18 protein-coding genes, 1 tRNA gene and 1 pseudogene are annotated in these 20,144 nt (G+C 69.0%); 5 read left to right on the top strand and 15 right to left on the bottom strand.

Going from position 1 to position 20,144, the window contains the following annotated elements:
* Positions 1 to 240: 240 nt before the first annotated feature.
* Both ASF34_RS00470 and ASF34_RS00465 read left to right on the top strand, forming a co-directional pair.
* Positions 241 to 777, top strand: a complete 537-nt coding sequence (locus tag ASF34_RS00470) for a L,D-transpeptidase (protein ID WP_056158834.1) — start codon at positions 241 to 243, stop codon at positions 775 to 777.
* Positions 778 to 838: 61 nt separating this feature from the next.
* Positions 839 to 1,642 carry a TSUP family transporter gene (locus ASF34_RS00465; protein ID WP_422395380.1) on the top strand — a complete coding sequence of 268 codons (804 nt, stop codon included), beginning with the start codon at positions 839 to 841 and terminating at the stop codon, positions 1,640 to 1,642.
* A 9-nt stretch (positions 1,643 to 1,651) separates the two neighbouring features.
* On the opposite strand, the gene ASF34_RS00460 is transcribed toward ASF34_RS00465, so the two are convergent.
* Together ASF34_RS00460 and ASF34_RS00455 are read right to left on the bottom strand one after the other, a co-directional pair.
* Positions 1,652 to 2,698, bottom strand: a complete 1,047-nt coding sequence (locus ASF34_RS00460; protein WP_056141443.1) for a MaoC family dehydratase — start codon at positions 2,696 to 2,698, stop codon at positions 1,652 to 1,654.
* A 50-nt stretch (positions 2,699 to 2,748) separates the two neighbouring features.
* Complete coding sequence (locus ASF34_RS00455; protein ID WP_018043061.1) at positions 2,749 to 3,051, bottom strand: YggT family protein; 303 nt, start codon at positions 3,049 to 3,051, stop codon at positions 2,749 to 2,751.
* Between the two features lie 112 nt (positions 3,052 to 3,163).
* Here ASF34_RS00455 and ASF34_RS00450 point away from each other — a divergent pair.
* Positions 3,164 to 3,239, top strand: a tRNA-Ala gene (locus ASF34_RS00450).
* On the opposite strand, the gene ASF34_RS23560 is transcribed toward ASF34_RS00450, so the two are convergent.
* Both ASF34_RS23560 and ASF34_RS00445 read right to left on the bottom strand, forming a co-directional pair.
* Positions 3,228 to 3,353, bottom strand: a complete 126-nt coding sequence (locus ASF34_RS23560; protein ID WP_274533734.1) for a hypothetical protein — start codon at positions 3,351 to 3,353, stop codon at positions 3,228 to 3,230. The two genes, ASF34_RS00450 and ASF34_RS23560, sit on opposite strands and share 12 nt — an antisense overlap.
* A gap of 67 nt (positions 3,354 to 3,420) precedes the next feature.
* On the bottom strand, positions 3,421 to 3,963 hold the full coding sequence (locus tag ASF34_RS00445) for a sigma-70 family RNA polymerase sigma factor (RefSeq protein WP_018043062.1): 543 nt from the start codon (positions 3,961 to 3,963) through the stop codon (positions 3,421 to 3,423).
* 577 nt (positions 3,964 to 4,540) lie between these two features.
* Between ASF34_RS00445 and ASF34_RS00440 the strand changes: the two genes are divergently transcribed.
* The gene (locus ASF34_RS00440) at positions 4,541 to 5,575 is read left to right on the top strand and encodes a GNAT family N-acetyltransferase (protein ID WP_056157539.1); all 1,035 of its coding nucleotides are present in this window, start codon (positions 4,541 to 4,543) and stop codon (positions 5,573 to 5,575) included.
* A gap of 9 nt (positions 5,576 to 5,584) precedes the next feature.
* Here ASF34_RS00440 and atzF read toward each other — a convergent pair whose 3' ends face one another.
* The 11 genes and pseudogenes from atzF to ASF34_RS00390 form a co-directional block, all read right to left on the bottom strand.
* The gene (gene atzF, locus ASF34_RS00435) at positions 5,585 to 7,384 is read right to left on the bottom strand and encodes an allophanate hydrolase (RefSeq protein ID WP_056157535.1); all 1,800 of its coding nucleotides are present in this window, start codon (positions 7,382 to 7,384) and stop codon (positions 5,585 to 5,587) included.
* A gap of 22 nt (positions 7,385 to 7,406) precedes the next feature.
* Positions 7,407 to 11,069, bottom strand: a complete 3,663-nt coding sequence (gene uca / locus ASF34_RS00430; protein WP_056157532.1) for an urea carboxylase — start codon at positions 11,067 to 11,069, stop codon at positions 7,407 to 7,409.
* On the bottom strand, positions 11,069 to 11,689 hold the full coding sequence (locus ASF34_RS00425; RefSeq protein ID WP_056157529.1) for an urea amidolyase associated protein UAAP2: 621 nt from the start codon (positions 11,687 to 11,689) through the stop codon (positions 11,069 to 11,071). The genes uca and ASF34_RS00425 overlap by 1 nt, the downstream gene beginning before the upstream one ends.
* A 14-nt stretch (positions 11,690 to 11,703) precedes the next feature.
* A complete protein-coding gene (locus tag ASF34_RS00420) occupies positions 11,704 to 12,513 on the bottom strand; it encodes an urea amidolyase associated protein UAAP1 (protein ID WP_056157526.1) in 810 nt (269 codons plus the stop codon).
* A 96-nt stretch (positions 12,514 to 12,609) separates the two neighbouring features.
* On the bottom strand, positions 12,610 to 13,071 hold the full coding sequence (locus tag ASF34_RS00415; RefSeq protein WP_238254073.1) for a cupin domain-containing protein: 462 nt from the start codon (positions 13,069 to 13,071) through the stop codon (positions 12,610 to 12,612).
* A gap of 230 nt (positions 13,072 to 13,301) precedes the next feature.
* Complete coding sequence (glnT, locus tag ASF34_RS00410) at positions 13,302 to 14,675, bottom strand: type III glutamate--ammonia ligase (protein ID WP_056157524.1); 1,374 nt, start codon at positions 14,673 to 14,675, stop codon at positions 13,302 to 13,304.
* Between the two features lie 17 nt (positions 14,676 to 14,692).
* Positions 14,693 to 15,469 (bottom strand): creatininase family protein, encoded by a 777-nt coding sequence (locus tag ASF34_RS00405; RefSeq protein WP_056157521.1) that lies wholly within the window; start codon positions 15,467 to 15,469, stop codon positions 14,693 to 14,695.
* Between the two features lie 155 nt (positions 15,470 to 15,624).
* Positions 15,625 to 15,897: pseudogene (locus ASF34_RS23270) on the bottom strand (hypothetical protein); the annotation flags it as partial.
* A 351-nt stretch (positions 15,898 to 16,248) separates the two neighbouring features.
* The gene (locus ASF34_RS00400; protein WP_018043071.1) at positions 16,249 to 17,202 is read right to left on the bottom strand and encodes an ABC transporter ATP-binding protein; all 954 of its coding nucleotides are present in this window, start codon (positions 17,200 to 17,202) and stop codon (positions 16,249 to 16,251) included.
* Complete coding sequence (locus ASF34_RS00395) at positions 17,199 to 18,344, bottom strand: ABC transporter permease (RefSeq protein WP_156465560.1); 1,146 nt, start codon at positions 18,342 to 18,344, stop codon at positions 17,199 to 17,201. The genes ASF34_RS00400 and ASF34_RS00395 overlap by 4 nt, the downstream gene beginning before the upstream one ends.
* Positions 18,341 to 19,357: an ABC transporter substrate-binding protein gene (locus tag ASF34_RS00390; protein ID WP_156465559.1), complete on the bottom strand. Its 1,017-nt coding sequence runs from the start codon at positions 19,355 to 19,357 to the stop codon at positions 18,341 to 18,343. Before ASF34_RS00390 ends, ASF34_RS00395 begins: the two co-directional genes overlap by 4 nt.
* Positions 19,358 to 19,459: 102 nt before the next feature.
* On the opposite strand from ASF34_RS00390, the gene nikR reads away from it, so the two are divergent.
* On the top strand, positions 19,460 to 19,975 hold the full coding sequence (gene nikR / locus ASF34_RS00385) for a nickel-responsive transcriptional regulator NikR (RefSeq protein WP_200913181.1): 516 nt from the start codon (positions 19,460 to 19,462) through the stop codon (positions 19,973 to 19,975).
* Positions 19,976 to 20,144 lie beyond the last annotated feature (169 nt).

Genomic DNA, 20,144 nt, shown 5'->3' with positions numbered 1-20,144 from the left:
GAATGGCAGTTCGAATCACAGCCGTTGCTCCAATCCCACAGCATATTCCGTTCGCATCGCAGCGGGTTGACCGTCCTTAACCATCCGGCCAAGTCTGCCGGCCCGATCATCTGAAGTCCGGCTCATCGAGGCTGGACCTCGCCGGAATGGGAGACGGGGTGCAACGCGCCGCCTGTCCAGGTCCGGACGGAGACGATTACAATGGGCACGCGCTCCCTTTTCGCCGCCACAATTCTCGCGATGGGCATGGGCTTCGCCACGTGCGGCGGCGCCAGCGCCGGCAACCCGTTCGACAGCGGGCCGATCGCCGACTTCATGAACATTTTCAAGGAGCAGGCGATCCCGCGCGAGACGGTTGCGTGGAAGGGGGCGGAGCAGCCCGGCACCATCGTGGTTTCGACGAGTCAGCGGCGGCTCTACTATGTGCTCGGCGGTGGCCAGGCTGTGCGCTACGGGGTCGGCGTGGGCCGTCAGGGCTTCTCCTGGTCCGGCCAGAAGTCGGTGACGATGAAGAAGGAATGGCCGGCTTGGCGCCCTCCGGCGCAGATGCTGGCGCGGCGGCCCGACCTGCCTCGCTTCATGGCCGGCGGCCAGGACAACCCCCTTGGCGCACGGGCGATGTATCTCGGCTCCTCGCTCTACCGTATCCACGGCTCCAACGAGCCGGAGACCATGGGCGCCGCCGTCTCGTCGGGCTGTATCCGCATGACCAACAAGGATGTAGTCGACCTCTACGACCGGGTGAAGGTCGGCACGAAGGTGATCGTGCGCAACTAAAAGACCCATCCGCCTCCAGCCGGCATTCGGTCGGTCGCGACCGGACGGAGGAGAGAGCGGAATGATCTTGGGTGTCGACATCAGCCTCGTCGCGGGCCTGTTCGCGGTGGCCGTGGCGGCCGGGTGTGTCGATGCCATCGCGGGCGGCGGCGGCCTCATCACGGTGCCGGCCCTGCTCCTCTCCGGACTCGATCCGGTGAGCGCCATCGCCACCAACAAGCTTCAGGGCAGCGCCGGCGCGGTCTCATCGACCATCGCTTTCGCGCGGCGGGGCCACATCCATTGGCCGGCGGCCTGGAAGATCGCGCTCGCCGCCGGTCTTGCCTCGATCGGCGGTGCGCTTTGCGTCAGCCTACTGCCGCGACCGGTCCTCGACGCGGCCGTTCCTGTGCTGCTGATCGGGATCGCGTTCTATTTCGCTTTCGCCCGGCGGATGAGCAGCGAGGACGCGGCGGCGCGGATGCGGCCCGGCCTGTTCGCGCTCACTTGGGCGCCCGCCGTCGGCTTCTACGACGGTGTGTTCGGCCCGGGCGCCGGCGCGTTCTACATGATCGGGTTCGTGACGCTCCTCGGCCTCGGCGTGGTGCGCGCCACCGCCCATACCAAGCTCGCCAATGCCGCCAGCAACCTCGGCAGCCTCGCCCTGTTCGCGGCCTCGGGCCATGTGGTCTGGACCATCGGCATCGCCATGGCCTTCGGAGCCTTCATCGGGGCCCAGATCGGCTCGATCCTGGCGATCCGCCTCGGTGCGAAGCTGATCCGGCCGCTGCTGGTCACCATCGCCTGCGCGATGGCGATCCGGTTGCTGTCGAACCCCGAGAACCCGCTGCGGCAAGCCGTGATGGGCCTGTTCGCCGGGAGCTGAGAGCGGGCGTCAGCGCGGCATGAAGGCCCAGTAATCCAAGTCCAGGATCACGGCGGGGTCGTAGCCGTCGCCGGTCTTGTCCGGATGGGCGCCGCAGGGCTGGTTCTTGGTAGCCACGGTACGCAGGCGCAGGGCGCCGATATCGGAACGGCCGGGAAGCTCTGCGGCTTCAAGCACTTCACTCCAGGCATAGACCGTATCACCGGCAAAGAGCGGCGCCACGTGGCGACCGGCATTGATGCCGGCCAGCGCGAAGGCGTTGCCGAGGCCGTTGAAGCTCAGCGCGCGGGCCAGCGAGATCACCACGCCGCCATAGATCAGGCGACGGCCGAACCGGGTATCCTTGGCGGCGAAGCCGTCGAAATGCACCTTGGCGGTGTTCTGGTAGAGGCGCGTGGCGATCTGGTGCTCGGCCTCCTCGACGGTCATGCCATCGACATGGTCGATCTTCTCGCCGACCACGTAGTCGCCGAACCGGTGCGGAGAGCCGGCAAGGTCGAGATCGTAGGCGCCGACGTTCAGCGGCGGCAGGGCGCCGGCGAGATCGGCCGGGTCGACAACCTTGGCGAAGGTCGGGACGTGCTCCTGCTCGATCTTCGCTTCCGGATCGCGCTTCTTGACCAGCACCCAGCGGCAATAGCTCAGAACCGTCTCGCCGTTGGCGTCGGACCCGGTGGAGCGGACGTAGACCACGCCGGTCTGGCGGTTCGAGCTTTCCTTGAGGCCGATCACCTCGGAGACCGTGGACAGGGTCTCGCCGGGATAGACCGGCCGGCGGAAGCCGCCCTCGGCGTAGCCGAGATTGGCGAGTGCGTTCAAGGAGATGTCCGGCACCGTCTTGCCGAACACGACGTGGAAGGTGAGGAGGTCGTCGAGCGGGCTCTGCGGGTAGCCGATCGCCTTGGCGAAAGCATCCGAGGACTGCACCGCGAAGCGTGGCCCGTAGAGCGAGGTATAGAGCGCGACGTCACCGCTCGTCACCGTGCGCGGCGTGGCATGGCGGATGGTCTCGCCGAGGCGGTAATCCTCGAAGAATCGGCCGGGATTGGTCTTCATCTCTTGGTCGTCCCTCGGAGTGTTTCTTGTGCCTTCAGCGCGGCGCGGCCTCAGCCGCCATAGACGACGGTCTGGGGCGGAATGACCTCGTGCAGGAGGCGGCTCACGAAGAGCAGCAGGAGCACGAGGACGATCGGCGACAGGTCGATGCCGCCCAGATTGGGCAGGATGCTGCGGATCGGGCGAAGGACCGGCTCGGTCAGCCGATACAGCACCTCACCGATCTGGGAGACGATCGGGTTGCGCACGTTGACCACGTTGAAGGCCACGAGCCAGCTCAGCACGGCGCTGGCGATGAGCACATAGATGAAGAGCTGCACGACGGTGTCGAAGAGCCAGAGAAGAGCATACATGCGCGGTCTGATGTCCTCGTTCGCCCCGCCTTGTCAGGCTCGGGTCTAACGTCGGGAATTCCGGAATTGACAGGTCGAGGTACGCGCGCCTACAAGGCCGGCACCTCGGAACGGGGCTGTAGCTCAGATGGGAGAGCGCCGCAATCGCACTGCGGAGGTCAGCGGTTCGATCCCGCTCAGCTCCACCAGGTTTCTTTCAAGTCCCTGGTGAACAACGATCTTGTGACGATCGTGGCGCGCGTCATCGCCACCGCCACGAGACGGTGCTTTCGAGCGCCATCGGACGTCGCTTCGAGCGCCATCCGACCCTCCTTTCCCTGAAAGCGTCCCCTGCCGGATGGCGGTGGCCCGTACCGGTGCGAGACCTGCTCAGGACGCCGCGGATCGGCACAGGGCAGTGCCGTCGCGGATCATGAAATTCACCAGCGTCGGGGAGACGCCGTTCTCGCGGGCGAGGACGGTCTGCGGCACGCCGTCGATCCTGTGGGCGAGGAAGACCCGGCGGGTGCGCTCCGACGTCGTCTCCAGTGCGGCCAGGGCGGCCTTCAGGGCCTGGCATTGTTCGAGACGATCCTGAGGGCAGGCGCAGGGAGCGGCGACGGCCTCGGCCAGTTCGTCCGGCACGAAGCGGCAGCGCTCGCGCAAGGTCCGGCGCGCCCAGTCGATGGCGGCGTTCCGCACCATCCGCCGCAGGTAAGGCACCGGCGCCTCGATGCGGCGGCCCTGCCGCAGGTCGGCGGCCGGCTCCTCGCAAAGCTTGAGCACCACCTCCTGCACCACGTCCTCGGCCGCCGAGCGATCGTGCAGGATCTGCGTCGCGTAGGCGACCAGGCCCGATTGTTCGGCGACGAGAACGGCCAGGAGCGGAGCGTCGATGTCGCGGCGCGTCTCGTGCGTATGACGTTGTCCCATGGACGACCTTCTTCGAATGTGCAGGCCAGGACGAAACCGGGCGAAGCCACCCCGCCGCGCCAAACAGCCGGGCAAGTGCCACCCCCACCTCAGATAACGAGGCTAAAGTGGGAAATTTCACAGACTTACAAGGGCGCTTTTGTCAGAAAATATTTGAATTAGAAGTCTTCTAAACTCGTATCGGATAGTCGATAATCACGGTTTGGTGGAGATTTAGGCTCACTGGGAAGGACTTATGCTGCCGCAAGACACCGCACCCGCCCGAATCGCGGCTTTGCATGGCCGCGGATCGTCCATTGCATGAGCGGCGACATCTTCGGATCGTGATCGGTTGTATCGAGAATATCTTACCCGCAGAGCGTTAGATAGGTCGTGTGAGGTGAGGACGTGGACCGGCAGGTGCCGGGTCGTCCGGCCGGGCCGCGGGCGATCGGCGGGAGTTTCGTGCACGCCACTAAATTTACCGCGCCGCCGGTCGTCCTCTCCCAAAAGGGCGTCCCGCTTCGCGGATGCCTGTTCCAGCCAACGACGAGACGCGATGCTCCGGACGACAGCACCCTTTCGATGCGGCGAGGCGATGGGCCGTCCCCTCGAAGTCTATCGCGACGGCGACCGGCTCAGCGTCGTGGCGGAAGGCCGGGTCGGTCTCCGCCTGCGCCTCCAGGGGGGAGCCGGCCCGCATCTCTCCATCGAGGAGCCGGTGAGACCCGACCCGCGAGACGTCCTCGCCGGTGTCACGGCAGCCTTCGAGATGGTCTCGGCGACCCATCCCGAGGCCGGGTGGATCGGGCTCGATCCCGCGAGCTTCGCCGGCCTCGCCGATCCGCTGATGGAACGCGGCCTCGCCGTGCGGGAGGGAGACGGCCTCGGCGTCGATCCGACGATGCTGTGGCAGCGCCCCGAGCCCTGGCTCGCCAACCTGGCCGCGCGCGATTTTCCGGCGCGGCCGGTGATGAGCGCCGGCAAGCGCCATCCGCAGCGGCCGCCGAAGCCCAAGGGCGTGATCTATTCCCGCTTCATCCCCTGGCTCGGCCAGGCCGTGGCGTTCCGCGCCGCCACGATCGACGACGTCGATAGCCTGCATCGCTGGTTCAACGATCCGGTGGTCGATGCCGCCTGGGGCGAGGCCGGCGCGCGCGACAAGCACGAGGCCTATCTCGCCGGCCTCATCGCCGATCCGCACATGGTCCCGTTGATCGGGACGATCGGCGGCGAGCCGTTCGGCTATTTCGAGATCTACTGGGCCAAGGAGAACCGCCTCGCCCCGTTCTACGACGTGCAGGATTACGATCGCGGCTGGCATGTCCTGATCGGCGAGAGCCGGTTTCGCGGCAAGGCCTACATCTCGGCCTGGCTGCCCTCGCTGATGCACGCGCTCTTCCTCGACGACCCGCGCACGGAGCGGATCGTCGGCGAGCCCAAGGCCGACCATGTCCAGCAATTGCGCAACCTGGAACGGTCGGGCTTCGCGCGGATCAAGACCTTCGATTTCCCGCACAAGCGCGCGGCTCTGGTGATGCTCCTGCGCGAGCGCTTCTTCTGCGAAAGGCTGTGGTCGCCGGCGGGCGGGATTCCCGCTTCGCCGGAGACCGGATCGCAGCCCGCGCCCTGACGGGCCGCGTCAGCGGGAGGCGAGGTAGGCGCGCCAGCCGCCGTGGACTGTGATGTCCTCGGCGCCCGCCACCGCATGGGACTCGCACAGGAATCCGGAGACGTCCGAGCCGTCCTCCAGGGTGAGCTTGCCGATGCCGAGGGGGGCGGGGATCGCGGCGGTGAAGCGGCCGAAGCCCGCCGGGGGCAGAGCCCAGATCTCGACCTCCAGCCCGCCGCCGGCAAAGCCCGGCTCGTGGACCAGGCCGGGCTTGGCCGGCCGGGTGCCGGGCAGGGCGTAGAGGCGGTACGCGCCCGAGGTCCGCGCCGCCCGCACCTTCCTGCCGCCGAGATCGATGAGCTGGTGGTTGAGGGGCAGGCCCGTGAGATGGGCGCCCACCACCGCGATGGCGATCTCGTCCGCCTCCGGGGCCGGCACCCGGCTGGCCTCGGGCAGAACCGCGTCGCGCGCGATGCCCATTCCGCACGCCGCCGCGCGGTGGAGCGCGTCGGCCCAGTGGCCCAAAGCCTCGTCGCTGAAGCCGGGGCCGACGAGCGTCACGCCGCCGGGCAATCCATCGGCGCCGAAGCCTCCGGGCACCGCGATCGCGGCGAGGCCGAGAAGGTTGGCGAAGTTGGTGTAATGCCCGAAATGGCTGTTGAGGCGGATCGGGTCGGCCAGCATCTCTTCCACCGTGTAGGTGGTGGGCGAGGTCGGCAGGAGCAGGATGTCGACCTCCGCCCAGGTCGCCTCGGTGCGCCGTCGCAGGGCCTCGAACGCGTAGCGGCCCTCGAACGCATCGACGGCGCTGTAGCCCTTGGCGGACTCGACGATGCTCCTCACGCTCGGGTCGAGGGCGTCGGCATTCCCGGCGAAGAACCCGGCGATGGCGGCCAGGCGCTCGGCGACCCACGGCCCGTTATAGAGCAGGGTCGCGATCTCGCGGAACGGCGCGTAATCGAACGGCACCGCCACGGCGCCCAGCGCTTCGAGGCGGGCGATGGCCGCATCGTAGAGCGCCTCGCGCTCGGCATCGCCGTAGAACTCGCGCTCGGCCGGGGTCGGGACGCCGAAGCGCAGGCCCTGGGCAGGGAGGGAATGCGGCACCGCCCGCCGCGAGAACGGATCGGCGGCATCGTAACCTTCCGCGATGCGGCGGATCGCGAGACCGTCGCCGACCGTCGCCGCGAAGATGCTGATGCAGTCGAGGCTGCGGCAAGCGGGGACGAGGCCCGTCGTGCTGAACAGGCCCGGCGTCGGCTTGATCCCCACGAGGTTGTTGAACATCGCCGGCACGCGGCCGGAGCCGGCCGTGTCGGTGCCCAGCGAAAAGCTCGCGAGCCCCGCCGCCACGGCGACCGCCGAGCCGGAGCTCGACCCGCCCGAGACATGGGCGGCACTGAACACGCTGCGCGGCGCGCCGTAGGGCGAGCGGGTGCCGTTGAGGCCGGTGGCGAACTGGTCGAGATTGGTCTTGCCCGTGCAGAACGCACCCGCCGCCTTCAGGCGCGCCACCACCTCGGCATCGGCTTTCGCATCGTAGGCGAAGGCCGGGCAGGCCGCCGTCGTCGGCAGGCCGGCGACGTCGATATTGTCCTTCACCGCGAAGGGCACGCCCCAGAGCGGCAGGGAGTTCGGCTCGGGGTAGCGCGCCATCAGATCCCGCGCCGCGTTCACCAACGCTTCCCGGTCGAGGGCGGTGATGAAGATGGCGGGGTCCGTCGACGCCTCCATCCTTTCGGCGACGGCCTCAGCGACGGTGACGGGGGTGGCACGGCCCGACGCGTAAAGGGCGCGCAGGGTCGACAGGTCGAGGATGGTCGGCAGCATGTCGGTCGGCTCTCTCACCTGCTCAGATCTCTTCGAGGATGGCGACGAGATCGCCGCCGCGCAGGGTGCGGCCCGGCTTCACCCGGACCTCACGCACGATTCCCGCCACCGGGGCGGACACGGCGATCTCCATCTTCATCGATTCGAGGATCGCCACCGTCTCGCCGGCCGCGACGCTCTGGCCTTCCTCGACCAGCACCTTCCAGACATTGCCCGGCACGGTGGTCGGCACGCCCACATGGCCGGCCGGCACCGCATCCTCCTCGCCCACGGGCGCGCCCTCGTCGGCGACGAAACTGTCGAGCCCCTCATCCTGCCAGCGCTGCCGCTCGGCCTCGAAGGCGGTCTGCTGGCGCAGTTTCGCGGCCGTGATCTCGACGGCGTTGCGGGCGAGCTCGGCCCGGTGCTCGGCATAGGAGAACGTGCCCTCCTCGATCCTCAGCGGGTAGGCCCCGTGCGGGAAGGCGGCGCGCGCCTCCGTCAGCTCGTCGTGGCTCACGGGGAAGAAGCGGATGCGGTCGAACGGGCGCAGCAGCCAGGGATGGCCGGGGACGAATTCCTTCGTCATCCGCCAGGTGTTCCAGATCTGGATGGTGCGGCCGAAGAGCTGGTACCCGCCCGGCCCCTCCATGCCGTAGATGCACATATAAGCGCCGCCGATGCCCACCGCGTTCTCCGGCGTCCAGGTGCGGGCGGGGTTGTACTTGGTGGTGACGAGGCGGTGGCGCGGGTCCACCGGCGTCGCCACCGGCGCGCCGAGATAGACGTCGCCCAGCCCCATCACGAGATAGCTCGCATCGAAGATGATGCGTTTTACGTCAGCTTCCGACTCCAAGCCGTTGATGCGGCGGATGAACTCGATGTTCGACGGGCACCAGGGCGCGTTGGGGCGCACAAGCTCCTGGTACTTGCGCATGGCGAGTTCGGCCTGGGGGTCGTTCCAGGACAGGGGCAGATGGACCACGCGGCTCGGCACCGTGACGTCCTCGACGGCGGGCAGGGCGGCCTCGATCTCGCGCAACTGCCCGAGGAGACGGGATCGCGGCAGCGTGGTGCCGTCGTAATGGATCTGGAGCGAGCGGATGCCGGGCGTCAGGTCGATGAGACCGGGCAACCGCGCCTCGGCCACCGCCTCTGCCAGGAGGTGGACCCGCAGACGGATGCCGATATCGAGGGCCATCGGCCCGTATTCGACCAGCAGGTTGTCGTCGCCCTGGCGGCGGTAGACCACCGGCACGGGGCCGGAGGAGTCGGTGGCGAGGATAGGCGAGCCGGCGCGATCTTTCCCTCCCCCCAATCCAACGACCTCATCCTGAGGTGCCGCGCAAGCGGCCTCGAAGGAGGCCTCCAGGGGGCGCGGCGTTCTCTGGAGCCCTCCTTCGAGGCCTCCGCTACGCTCCGGCGCCTCAGGATGAGGATGTGGTTGGGACAGGACGAAGGAATCGTCCCCCACCCGCGCCACCGCCCTGAACCGCACCGTATCCCCCGGCCGCAATTGCCCCATCTTCCACTGCTCGTCGCGGGCGATCACCGCCGGGCAGACGAAGCCGCCGAGACTCGGGCCGTCCGGCCCCAGGAGGATCGGCATGTCGCCGGTGAAGTCGATGGAGCCGATGGCGTAGGCGTTGTCGTGGAGGTTCGACGGGTGCAGCCCCGCCTCGCCGCCGTCGCTGCGTGCCCAGAGCGGGGTCGGGCCGACGAGGCGCACGCCGGTGCGGGCCGAGTTGAAGTGAACCTCGTAAGAGGCTGAGAACAGGTCCGAAATGTCCTCGTCCCGGAAGAAGTCCGGCGCGCCGTGCGGCCCGTAGACCACGCCGATCTCCCAGGCATGGGTCAGCGGCGCGGGCTCGGGCATCGAGGCTTCGACCTCGGGCGCATCGCCGAGGTGGAGGACGTCGCCGGCCTTGAGCACGCCGGTGGCGTGGCCGCCAAAGGCGCCGAGCGCGAAGGTCGCCCGCGAGCCGAGGACGACCGGCGCGGCGAAACCGCCGCGCAGGGCGAGGTAACTGCGCTGGCCGGGGCCGGCGATGGCGCCGACGCTCAGGGTCTGGCCGGGCTCGACCGCGAAAGCCTTCCCGTGAGGCTGCTCGACCCCGTCGAGGCGCGTGGTCATCGCGGCCCCGGCGAGCGCCACGGTGGCGGCGGCATGGAAGCGCAGGGTCGGCCCGGACACGGTGAGTTCGAGGGCGCAGGTGTCGGGCGGGTTGCCCACGAGGGCGTTGGCGTCGCGGAACGAGCGCGCATCCATCGGCCCGCTCGGCGGCACGCCCACATGCCAGAGCCCGATGCGGCCGGGCAGTTCCTGCAGGCTCGATTGCGCGCCGGGGACCAGCACCTCGATGCTGCGCGGCGCATAGGGAAAGTCGCGCAACGCCGTGGTCGCGACCCGGCCCGAGGCGAAGAGCTCGGAACCGGCGATGGCGCGCAGATAATCGAGATTGGTCTCGATCCCCGAGACCGCGCTGTCGTCGAGGGCCTGGCGCAAGGCGGCGAGCGCCGCCGGGCGGTCCTGCCCGGTCACGATGATCTTGGCGAGCATCGGGTCGTAGTTGGTGGTGACCTCGGTGCCGGTCTCGATCCAGCCGTCGATCCGGGCCTCGGCGGGGAACCGCACCTCGGTGAGGAGGCCGGCGCTCGGGGCAAAGTTGGCGTGGGGGATCTCGGCATAGAGCCGCGCTTCCATGGCGGCACCCTGCGGGACCAGGGGGCCGGCGGCAGCGATCACGTCCTCGCCCGCCGCCTGGCGGATCATCCATTCGACGAGATCGATGCCGAACACCGCCTCGGTGACCGGATGCTCGACCTGGAGCCGGGTGTTCACTTCGAGGAAGGAGAAATCCTCGCGGACGGGATCGTAGATATACTCCACCGTCCCCGCCGAGGCGTAGGCGACGCTCGTCCCCAGGGCCACCGAGGCCGCGTGGAGGCGTTCGCGCACGGCGTCCGACAGGCCCGGCGCCGGCGTTTCCTCGATGACCTTCTGGTTGCGGCGCTGGAGCGAGCAGTCGCGCTCGCCCAGCGCCACCACGCGGCCCGCGCCGTCGCCGAAGATCTGCACCTCCACATGGCGCGCCTCGCCGACGAAGCGTTCGAGATAGACGCGGGCATCGCCGAAGCTGGCGCGGGCCGTGCGCTCCACGCTGGTATAGTGCTCGCGGAGCTCGTCGGCCGAGGCGCAGAGGCGCATGCCGATGCCGCCGCCGCCGGCGGTGCTCTTGAGCATCACCGGGTAGCCGATGGTCTCGGCGGCTGCGATCGCGGCGTCGAGATCCGGCAGCAGGCCGGTGCCGGGCAGGAGGGGCACGCCGCTGGCCCGCGCGAGGTCGCGGGCGGTGTGCTTGAGGCCGAAGGCGCGCAGGTGCTCGGGTTTCGGGCCGATGAAGACGATGCCGTCGGCCGCCAGACGCTCGGCGAAGGCCACGTTCTCCGACAGGAAGCCGTAGCCGGGATGGACGGCCTGCGCCCCCGTCGCCTTGCAGGCGGCGATCACGGCCTCGACGTTCAGGTAGCTCTCGGCGGCCGGCGCGGGGCCGAGGCGGACGGCTTCGTCCGCCTCCAGCACGCCGCGGGTGAACCGGTCGGCATCCGAGTAGACGGCCACGGACGCGACACCCATGCGCCGGCAGGTGCGGGCGATCCGCCGGGCGATCTCGCCGCGATTGGCGATGAGGATCTTGCCGAACATCAGCGCGCGTCCCGAATGGAGACGTGGATCGGCGTCGGGTTGAAGCCGTTGCAGGGGTTGTTGATCTGCGGGCAGTTCGAGATCACGCAGATCACGTCCATCTCCGCCGTGACCTCGACGTAGTCGCCGGGAGCGGAGACGCCGTCGACGATGGCGAGCTCGCCGTTCTGCTCGATGGGCACGTTCATGAAGAAGTTGATGTTGGGCGGGATGTCGCGCTTCGAGAGGCCGTATTTGGCGACTTCCAGGGCGAAATTCTCGCGGCAGGCATGGAGATAGCGGGTGGCGTGGCCGAAGCGGACGGTGTTCGCCTCGCAGGAGCAGGCCCCGGCCGAGGTATCGTGCCGGCCGCAGGAATCGGCGGTGACGGTGGCCATCACCCGGCCCTCGTTGGAGACGAGGCGCGTGCCCGTCGTCACATAGGCCGAGCCCTGGACGCGCAGGGTGTCCTGCGAGGAATAGCGCTCGCCCATGTCGCCGGCGCGGTAGAACAGGGTGTCCACCGCCTGGCAGCCGTCGGTATCGGTGATGCGCAGAATCTGGCCCTTGCGCACGAGGCCGGACCAGGGCGCCTGGGCGGGCACGACCTCGTCGAGGAGAAGCGTGGTGTCGTCGGTCATGGTGCGTCCTCCCGTCAGAAGCCGATGGCGGCGTTGTTCTCGAAGCCGCGCACGGCCTCGATCGTGGCGTTGCGGCAGAGATCGTCCACCGCCGGGACGGGCGCCCGGAAGCGGGTGACCACCACGGGGTTGGGCGCGTAATCCGGGTTCGGGTCGAGGGGGTGGGGGCAGTTCGAGAGGGTGACGAGGAGGTCGAGCTCGGCGCGCAGATCGACGAAGTCGCCCGCGCGGCGGCCGGCCTCGTTCCAGGCGAAGCGCCCCTCCGCGCCCACGGAGACGGGGGCGAACAGCGTGATGCAGGCGGGGATGTCGCGCCGGTCGAGCCCGGCCTTGAGGGCTGCGAGGACGAGGTTGTCGCGGGTGTTGCGATGGGGGCCGCCCGCGTAGCGCGCAGCATTGGAGGCGGCGTTGGAACCACCGACGAGCGCGTCGTGCGCGCCGCAGGAATCCTCGATCAGCGAGAGCATCACCCGGCCCATGTCGGAGAACAGCACCCGGCCGCGCTGGAGGGCGGCGGTCCACTGCACCTTCACGGTGTCGGCGTAGTTCAGGCGTTCCGAGGTCTCGGCGGCGTTCCAGGCGACGAGGGCGACGCTCGACGGGCCATGTTCGAGGCCGATCCGCAGGGCTTCGCCGGCATTGAGCTCGAAGGTGCGATACCAGCCGCCGGGAATGGTCTCGGTGTGGAGGATCGCCGCCTCGTCGAGGGGCAAGTCCCGCGCGGAGGGCGGCGGCAGGGTGCGCGGGGCATGCCCCTGCCCTTGCGCCTTCAGTTCCTCGTAGCGGCGCCGGTTCTCGGCGATGATGCTGGCTGTGTCGGTCATGCCCGTCTCCTCAAGGCTGTTCTCCGGGTCGTCCCGGAAAAACAGCCCTGGCGCGGCCGGGTCGTCCCGGCGGGCATGCGTCGTTAGGGGTGCTGCTTAACCCGGCGGACCACCGAGTGTGAAGTACTTGCGCACCGGCTCCCTGACGTCCCAGGTGCCGGAGAAACCGGCGGGAGAGACGAAGGCGTCCCCCGCCCGGTAGGTCTTGGCGAGCCCGTCCCCGTCCGTGACCACCACCACCCCTTCGAGGATGTGCACGAACTCGTTCTGGGCGAACTCGATGTGCCATTTGCCCGGCTGGCAGGTCCAGGTTCCGGCCGAGAAGAGACCGTCGTCGCTCTGGTAGGCGACGCTCACCGTCTGAGCCGGATCGCCCGAGACGATCCGGCCCGGGTCCGGCCGGTAGGGCTTGCAGGGGCGGGGCGACCCGGCGAAATCCACGGTCCGGACGCCGCTGCCCATGCCGGTCACGAGCGTCCCCATCGACCGCGCGCCAATTCCGCCGAACAGGGCGAGCAACGGACCGCCGAACGTATGAAGCAGTCGCGCAATCTCCACCGGACCATCTCCCCCGCAACCGCATCCGCGGCCGGCCGAATCCCGGCCACCCTTGCGAATACCAATAATGACAGCGGGAGAGAAGCATGAGTGTGTTGAGAATCCGCTTCGAGCGAGGGTTAACGACAAGCGAGGTTCGTATCGGCCCGCCAATGCTTCACCTCGCCCGGGCCTTTGACGTGTCGCCGGTGTCACGATGCAAAACCGGCGACCACGTTTGTTGAGCCTGCCTAGAACAGATGGCTGTAGCGCTCGATCTCCCAGGCACTGACCGTGAGGTGATACTCCTCCCACTCGGCGCGCTTGTAGCGGATGAACTCGTCGCGGAGCGCCTTGCCCAGGGTCTTCTCCACCAGCGGGTCGGCGGCGAAGGCGTCCACCGCCTCGGCGAGGGTCTGGGGCAGGAACTCGATGCCGCGCTCGGCGCGCTGGGCGTCGGTGAGGTCGTAGAGGTTGTCCTCGTTGGGAGCCCCCGGATCGATCCGCTCGCGCACGCCCTCCAGACCCGCCGCCAGGACCAGGGCGGCGGCGAGGTAGGGGTTCACCGCGCCGTCGGCGTTGCGGCTCTCGCAGCGTCCGCCGCCGGCCGGCACGCGCACCGAATTGGTGCGGTTGTTCGAACCGTAGGAGTTGAACACCGGCGCCCAGGAGAAGCCGGCCATGGAGCCCTGGCGCACGAGGCGCTTGTAGCTGTTCACGGTCGGCGCGAAGGCGGCGCAGAGCGCCCGCCCGTGCTTCAGCACGCCGCCGATGAAGTGGTAGCCGGTCTCGGTGAGGCCGAGGCCGCGCGGATCGGCCGATGGGTCGCAGGCGAAGGCGTTCTTGCCCGTCTCCTTGTCGGAGAGGGACATGTTGAAATGCGCGCCATTGCCGGTGCGATCTGCAAAGGGTTTGGGCATCATCGTGGCGATGAGGCCTTCTTCCTTGGCATAGTGCTTGGCCATCATGCGGAAGAAGGTGAGCCGGTCGCACATGGTCAGGGCGTCGGCATAGTTGAAATCGAACTCGAACTGGCCGCAGGCATCCTCGTGGTCGAAGGAATACAAGTCCCATCCAAGATCGTTGATCGTGGTGGCGACCTTGTCGAGCCAGGTGAAGTTGTCGACGAAGCCGCGCACGTCGTAGCAGGGCTTCACCAGCTTATCGTCGGGGATCGGCGTGTGCAGCGAGCCGTCCGCCTCCTGCTTGAGCAGGAAGATCTCGCATTCGATGCCGAGGTTGAAGCCGAAGCCCATGGCCTCGGCATCCTTCAGCACGGTCTTCAGGGCGACGCGGGTGGAGAGCGGGTAGGGCTGGCCCTGGAAGGTGAGGTCGGCCGGGCACCAGGCCAGTTTCGATTCCCAGGGCAGCTGGATCAGCTGCGAGAAGTCCGGCACCGAGGCGAGCTCGTCCTCGTTCGGGGCCTGGCCGAGCCCGTCGAGGGCATAGCCGGTATAGCGCTCGGACCCCGCCGCCATCTGCGGCAGGTGGTCGACGGGCACCACCTTGGCCTTCTGCGCGCCATGGATGTCGACATAGGCGCCGATGACGTATTTCACGCCCTTGGCGCGCAGGTCGTCCTGCAGCTTGGCAATGGCGGGATCGATTTCGGTGGCATGCGCCATCGGGCGGCTCCTTGGTTTTAAGCGGAAACGGAGAAGGAATGGGGCAGCGGCGGGGTCTCGGAGAGGCCCCGCAGGACGAGGGCGGACAGGTCCTCGACCATCCAGCCGAACAGACGCTCCCCGTCTTCGAGGCTCGCCTGCGAGGGGCGTCCGGTGACGCCGTTCAGGCTCGTCCGGTTGACCGGATGGGAGAAGACGAGCCCCTCCGTCCGGTCGGGATCGTCCGCATCGGCGATGCGGTCCGGGCGCACGAGATCGGGCGCCGTCGCCATCATCAGCGCGGTCTCGGCGGCGTTGGCGTGCCAGTCGTCGGCGTCGGCGAAATGCGCGGCGCGGACGCGCTCGCTCACCGTGGCGGAGTTCACCAGGGCGACCATGAGGTCGTCATGGGCGGCGCGCAGCATCTCCAGGGCGCAGCGCAGGGGCGCGGCGTTGGTGACGTGGGCGTTGACGATGAACAGCCGGCGGACGCCCGACTGGTAGGCCGAGGTGCCGATCTGGGCCACGAGCCGCGTCATCATCACGGGATCGAGGGTGATGGTGCCCGGCCAGCGCCGGCTGTGCCCGAGGGAACAGCCATAGGGCAGGGTGGGGAGCACCGGCACGCGGGTCCGCGCCGAGACCGCATGCGTCAGGGCCTCGGCCAGGACGAAATCCATGCCCGTGCCGAGATGCGGCCCGTGCTGCTCGGTGGCCCCCACCGGCAGGATGGCGGCATAGGCGACGGCGGCGAGGTCGCCGGGGATCTCGTCCCAGGTGCGGTTCGCCCAGAGGAGGGGGGAGGGTGTGGTCATGGCCGGGATGCCTGAAGGTCGACGACGCAGGCGCGACCCCCTCTCCCCGCCGGGCGGGGAGAGGCCCGCAGGCACCCCGTCGTGCCGGCGGGTAGCGCAGGCGAAGCCGAAGCGAGGGTGAGGGGGTGTCGACGGATGTGGCTCAACCGGAACCNGGGAGAGGCCCGCAGGCACCCCGTCGTGCCGGCGGGTAGCGCAGGCGAAGCCGAAGCGAGGGTGAGGGGGTGTCGACGGATGTGGCTCAACCGGAACCACCCCCTCACCGTCGGCTGCCGCCTCGCTTCCTGCCCCGACAAGGGGGCAGGAAGCCCTCTCCCCGCACGCGGGGAGAGGGGGATGCGCTCAGCCGCACGCGAGACGGCGGCGAGGTCGCCGGGGATCTCGTCCCAGATGCGGTTCGCCCAGAGGAGGGGGGAGGGTGTGGTCATGTCCGAGATGCCCGAAGATCGACGACACAGGCGCGCTCCCCTCTCCCCGCCGGGCGGGGAGAGGCCCGCAGGCACCCCGTCGTGCCGGCGGGTAGCGCAGGCGAAGCCGAAGCGAGGGTGAGGGGGTGTCGACGGGGGGAGAGGCCCGCAGGCACCCCGTCGTGCCGGCGGGTAGCGCAGGCGAAGCCGAAGCGAGGGTGAGGGGGTGTCGACGGATGTGGCTCAACCGGAACCGCCCCCTCACCGTCGGCTGCCGCCTCGCTTCCTGCCCCGACAAGGGGGCAGGAAGCCCTCTCCCCGCACGCGGGGAGAGGGGGATGCGCACGACACCGGGAGAATGAGCGCGATACATCATTCCACCTCGTCCCCGGCAGACGTCATGCGCGTCACCACGTCGGGGGCGACGCTGTCTTCGGCCTCGTCCTTCGGCGGGTGGATCAGCGCATCGAGGCGGGCGCGGGTGGCGCGGAATTCGGGGGTGAGCGCCTGGTTGTGGCTGCGCGGGCGCGGCACCGGGACTTCGATGAGTTCGGCCACCTCGCCCGGATGGGCGCTGAGGACGAGGATGCGGTCGGCCAGATGCACCGCCTCGTCGAGATCGTGGGTGATGAAGACGATGGTGATGTCGATCTTCTTCCAGATCTCGATGAGATAGGCCTGCATCCGGGCGCGCGACTGGGTGTCGAGGGCCGAGAACGGCTCGTCCATGAGCAGGATGCGCGGCCGGGTGGCCAGCGCCCGGGCGATGGCCACGCGCTGCTTCATGCCGCCGGAGAGCTGGTGCGGGTAGCTGTCGGCGAAGGCCTCCAGCCCGATCAGCGCCAGCCATTGCCGGGCCTCGCGCTCCGCTTCCCGACGCGGCGTCCCGTTCTCTTCGAGCCCGAAGGCGACGTTGCGCAGCACGCTGAGCCAGGGGAACAGGGTGTAGCCCTGGAACACCATGCCCCGGTCGGCCCCCGGCCCCGAGACCGGCACGCCCTCGACGCTGACCACGCCCGAGGTGGAAGTCTCGAGCCCGGCGAGGATGCGCACGAAGGTGGACTTGCCGCAGCCCGAAGGCCCGACGACGCAGAGGAACTCGCGCCGGTGGGTGACGAGGTCGATGTCCTTCAGGGCCACCGTGGTGCCGCCGTCCGGCTTGCGGAAGGTCTTCGTCAGCTTCTCGACCCGGAGGGCGACCTCGCGGCTCTTCAGCTTCTCGAACCGGGCACGGACCGGCTCGCACTGGGTGCGGTAGTCGCAGGCCTCGATCGGCAGGACGACGGGAGAGGCGACGGGCGAGGAGACGGGAGAGACCGAGTTCACGCTTCGCTCCTGTCGTAGGGGAACAGCCGGCGGCCGAGCCAGGCGAGGGCGAGATCGGTGGCCGAACCGACGAGGCCGATGATGAGGATCGCGGCGTAGACGTTGTCGAAATGCTGGTAGCGGGCCTGCTGCGTGATGAAGAAGGTGATGCCCGACGAGGTGCCGATGAGTTCGGCGACGATGAGGTAGGTCCAGGCCCAGCCGAGGAGGATGCGCTGGTCGCGGTAGAGCTGCGGCAGCATCGCCGGCACGATCACCCGGCGGATGAGGCGGAGATTCCGCGCGCCGAGCGTCAGGGCCGCCTCGATCAGCAGCGGCTCGATCCGCCGGGTGGTGTTGGCGATGACCAGCACCTGCTGGAAGAAGGTGCCGATGACGATGATCGCGATCTTCGGCCCGTCATAGATGCCGAGGATCGCCACCATCAGCGCACCGAAGGCGGGGGCCGGCATGTAGCGCACGAACTCGATGACCGGCTCGGTGAGGCGCGCCAAAGTCGGCTGGGCGCCGCAGAGGATTCCCAGCGGCACGCCGATCAGCGACGACAGCAGGAAGCCGAGGGCGATGATCTGGATCGAGTGCCACAGGCTCAAGGGCAGGCGGATGGCGTCGCGCTGGGTCGGCTGGGCCGTCAGCGAGGTCCAGAACGCGGTGGCCACCTCGTGCGGGGCGGGGAGGTAGACCGGGTTGGCGGGCCTGCCCGCGGGCTCCGCGGTGCCGGCGGCCTTGGCCGAGGCGACCTCCTCCGCGAAGGCGGCCTTCGGCACGCGCATCCCCGGTTCCATCCAGGCGATGTCGCCGGGCTCGGTCACTTCCACCAGGGGATGCCACAGGAACGGCACGTAGGAGACCGCCGCCCAGGCGAGGAGCGGGATCAGGAACGACAGGATGGCGAGGCTCGTCCGCCGGCGCGGCGAGAGCGGCCGGGCCACGCCGACCCAGGAGCGACGGCGCGGGGACGGCCGCAGGGCCGGCGCGTCCCTCCCCCCTTCGCGGGGGAGGGTGGTCGCGGAGCGACCGGGAGAGGGGGTGACCTCTCCGGAAATGGCGCTCCCCTCATCCGACCCGCTGCGCGGGCCACCTTCTCCCGCAGGGGGGAGAAGGGGCGCTCGCTCCACGCCCTGGCGCATCTCCGCGCTCATTTGCCGTCGGTCAGCGCGGGGTCGATGTAGCTCTTCACGTCCTGGGCGGTCTTGTAGACCTCGTACTTGACGTTGAAGGCGTCGGCGTAGCGGCTGGAGCCGTAGAGGGAGCCGAACCCGTCGGCATCCTTCATCACCTTGGCGCCCTCGGCCAGGGTGAGGAGCTTGGTGCCCTTGAGGAAGCGCGTGAAGGTGGGCGCGTCGATGCCGACCTTGGCCGCCATGATCGCCACCGCGTCGGGTTGCGTCTTCGGGTCCTGGATATAGGCGACGACCTTGTTCCAGACGCCGACGAACTTGATCCACTCGGACCGGCGTCCCGACAGGCTGGCCGGCGAGACGGTGACCACGTCGTAGATCAGGCCCGGCTCGTCGGCGGAGGTGTAGAGCGGCTTGGCGCCGGCCGCGCCCTTCATCGCCTGCCCGGCGACGGGCTGCCACGCGCCGATGGCCGAGACGTCGCCGGAGGCGAGCACCTGCGGGGTCTCGTTGGTCTTGGCGTTGACCAGGGTGACGTCCGTCTCCTTGAGGCCGAGCTTGGTCAGGCCGTTGATGAGGAGGAGATGCTCCACGAGGCCGACTTCGAGGCCGACCTTCTTGCCCTTGAGGTCGGCCAGTGCCTTCACGCCGGGCTTGCCGACGATCATGTCGTTGCCGTTGGAGTAATCCGTGAGCATGATCATGACGTTCTTGGCGCCGTTGCCGCCCATCACCAGGGCATCGCCGTTGGTGCAGGTGACGGCGTCGAGCTTGCCGGCGGAGAACGCGTCCATGGAGGCCGAGTAGTCGAACCACTCGAACTTCGCGTCGACACCGGCTTCCTTCAGCCAGCCCTTCTCGATGGCGACCTGCCAGGCCACCCAGCCGGGCCAATCGCTGTATCCGATGCGCAGGGGCTCGGCGGCGTGCGCCACGGGGATGGAGGCGGAGGCCGTGAGGAGGCCCAGGGCGAGGGCGCAGCCCGTGACGGCCTTGCGTCCGGCGGTCAGGATCGTGGAAAGGTGCATCTGCATTCTCCGAACCGCGTAGTACGATCGCTGGAAATCGTAATACCGATTGCGTTTCACCCATACAAGAGACGTGCCAGGTTCGGCCCGGCATGGAGGAGAGGCCCGATGGCCGGTGGCGACGAGACCGAGATGGGTGCCGATGACGGGGCGGTCCCGGAGGAGGGCGCGGGCGGGCGGCGCAAGCCGGTGAGCCGGATCAGCCTGTCGCTGTCCGAGGACCTGCTCTGCGAACTCGACACCATGGTGGGTGAGCGGGGCTTCGCCAGCCGCTCCCAGGCAGTGGCGACGATCCTCCACCGCTCGCTCGTGGAGCACCGACACAAGGTCGGCGACCGGGTGATGGTGGGCACGATCACGCTGTTCTACGATCATCTCGCGCCGGGCGTGCAGCAGCGTCTGGCCGACCTGCAGCGGCGCTACATCGCCGAGGTGATCTCCTCGCTCCACGTCCACCTGATGAACAACCAGACCCTCGAAGTGGTCCTGGTCCAGGGGCCGGCGGCTACGCTGCAGACCATCGCCGACACGATGATCACCGAGCGCGGCGTCATCTCCGGCCGGCTGGAACTCGCCGCGGCGCTGATCCCGCCGATCCATCCGTTCCAGGGGGAGGGCGGCTGAGGCTTCGCCCGGCGGTACCGCCTCGACGGAGGCTTCCAGCACCGTTGTGCGGGCTGGATGCCTCCTTCGAGGCCTTCGCTTCGCTGCAGCACCTCAGGATGAGGAGTCTGGTGGGATGAGAATTGGTTGCCGGGGCCGAGGTTTGGCTTCTCCTAACCCGACCACCTCA

This window comes from Methylobacterium sp. Leaf106, assembly GCF_001422895.1.
GTDB lineage: Bacteria > Pseudomonadota > Alphaproteobacteria > Rhizobiales > Beijerinckiaceae > Methylobacterium > Methylobacterium bullatum.
Note: the sequence above shows the minus strand (reverse complement) of the source record. Positions and strands in the feature narration are given on the sequence as shown.

Excerpts from the sequence above, each read along its gene's own strand:
- ASF34_RS00470 (WP_056158834.1), top strand. The coding sequence starts at position 241 with ATGGGCATGGGCTTCGCCACGTGCGGCGGCGCCAGCGCCGGCAACCCG.
- ASF34_RS00465 (WP_422395380.1), top strand. The coding sequence starts at position 839 with ATGATCTTGGGTGTCGACATCAGCCTCGTCGCGGGCCTGTTCGCGGTG.
- ASF34_RS00460 (WP_056141443.1), bottom strand. The coding sequence starts at position 2,698 with ATGAAGACCAATCCCGGCCGATTCTTCGAGGATTACCGCCTCGGCGAG.
- ASF34_RS00455 (WP_018043061.1), bottom strand. The coding sequence starts at position 3,051 with ATGTATGCTCTTCTCTGGCTCTTCGACACCGTCGTGCAGCTCTTCATC.
- ASF34_RS23560 (WP_274533734.1), bottom strand. The coding sequence starts at position 3,353 with ATGGCGCTCGAAGCGACGTCCGATGGCGCTCGAAAGCACCGTCTCGTG.
- ASF34_RS00445 (WP_018043062.1), bottom strand. The coding sequence starts at position 3,963 with ATGGGACAACGTCATACGCACGAGACGCGCCGCGACATCGACGCTCCG.
- ASF34_RS00440 (WP_056157539.1), top strand. The coding sequence starts at position 4,541 with ATGGGCCGTCCCCTCGAAGTCTATCGCGACGGCGACCGGCTCAGCGTC.
- atzF (WP_056157535.1), bottom strand. The coding sequence starts at position 7,384 with ATGCTGCCGACCATCCTCGACCTGTCGACCCTGCGCGCCCTTTACGCG.
- uca (WP_056157532.1), bottom strand. The coding sequence starts at position 11,069 with ATGTTCGGCAAGATCCTCATCGCCAATCGCGGCGAGATCGCCCGGCGG.
- ASF34_RS00425 (WP_056157529.1), bottom strand. The coding sequence starts at position 11,689 with ATGACCGACGACACCACGCTTCTCCTCGACGAGGTCGTGCCCGCCCAG.
- ASF34_RS00420 (WP_056157526.1), bottom strand. The coding sequence starts at position 12,513 with ATGACCGACACAGCCAGCATCATCGCCGAGAACCGGCGCCGCTACGAG.
- glnT (WP_056157524.1), bottom strand. The coding sequence starts at position 14,675 with ATGGCGCATGCCACCGAAATCGATCCCGCCATTGCCAAGCTGCAGGAC.
- ASF34_RS00405 (WP_056157521.1), bottom strand. The coding sequence starts at position 15,469 with ATGACCACACCCTCCCCCCTCCTCTGGGCGAACCGCACCTGGGACGAG.
- ASF34_RS00395 (WP_156465560.1), bottom strand. The coding sequence starts at position 18,344 with ATGAGCGCGGAGATGCGCCAGGGCGTGGAGCGAGCGCCCCTTCTCCCC.
- ASF34_RS00390 (WP_156465559.1), bottom strand. The coding sequence starts at position 19,357 with ATGCAGATGCACCTTTCCACGATCCTGACCGCCGGACGCAAGGCCGTC.
- nikR (WP_200913181.1), top strand. The coding sequence starts at position 19,460 with ATGGCCGGTGGCGACGAGACCGAGATGGGTGCCGATGACGGGGCGGTC.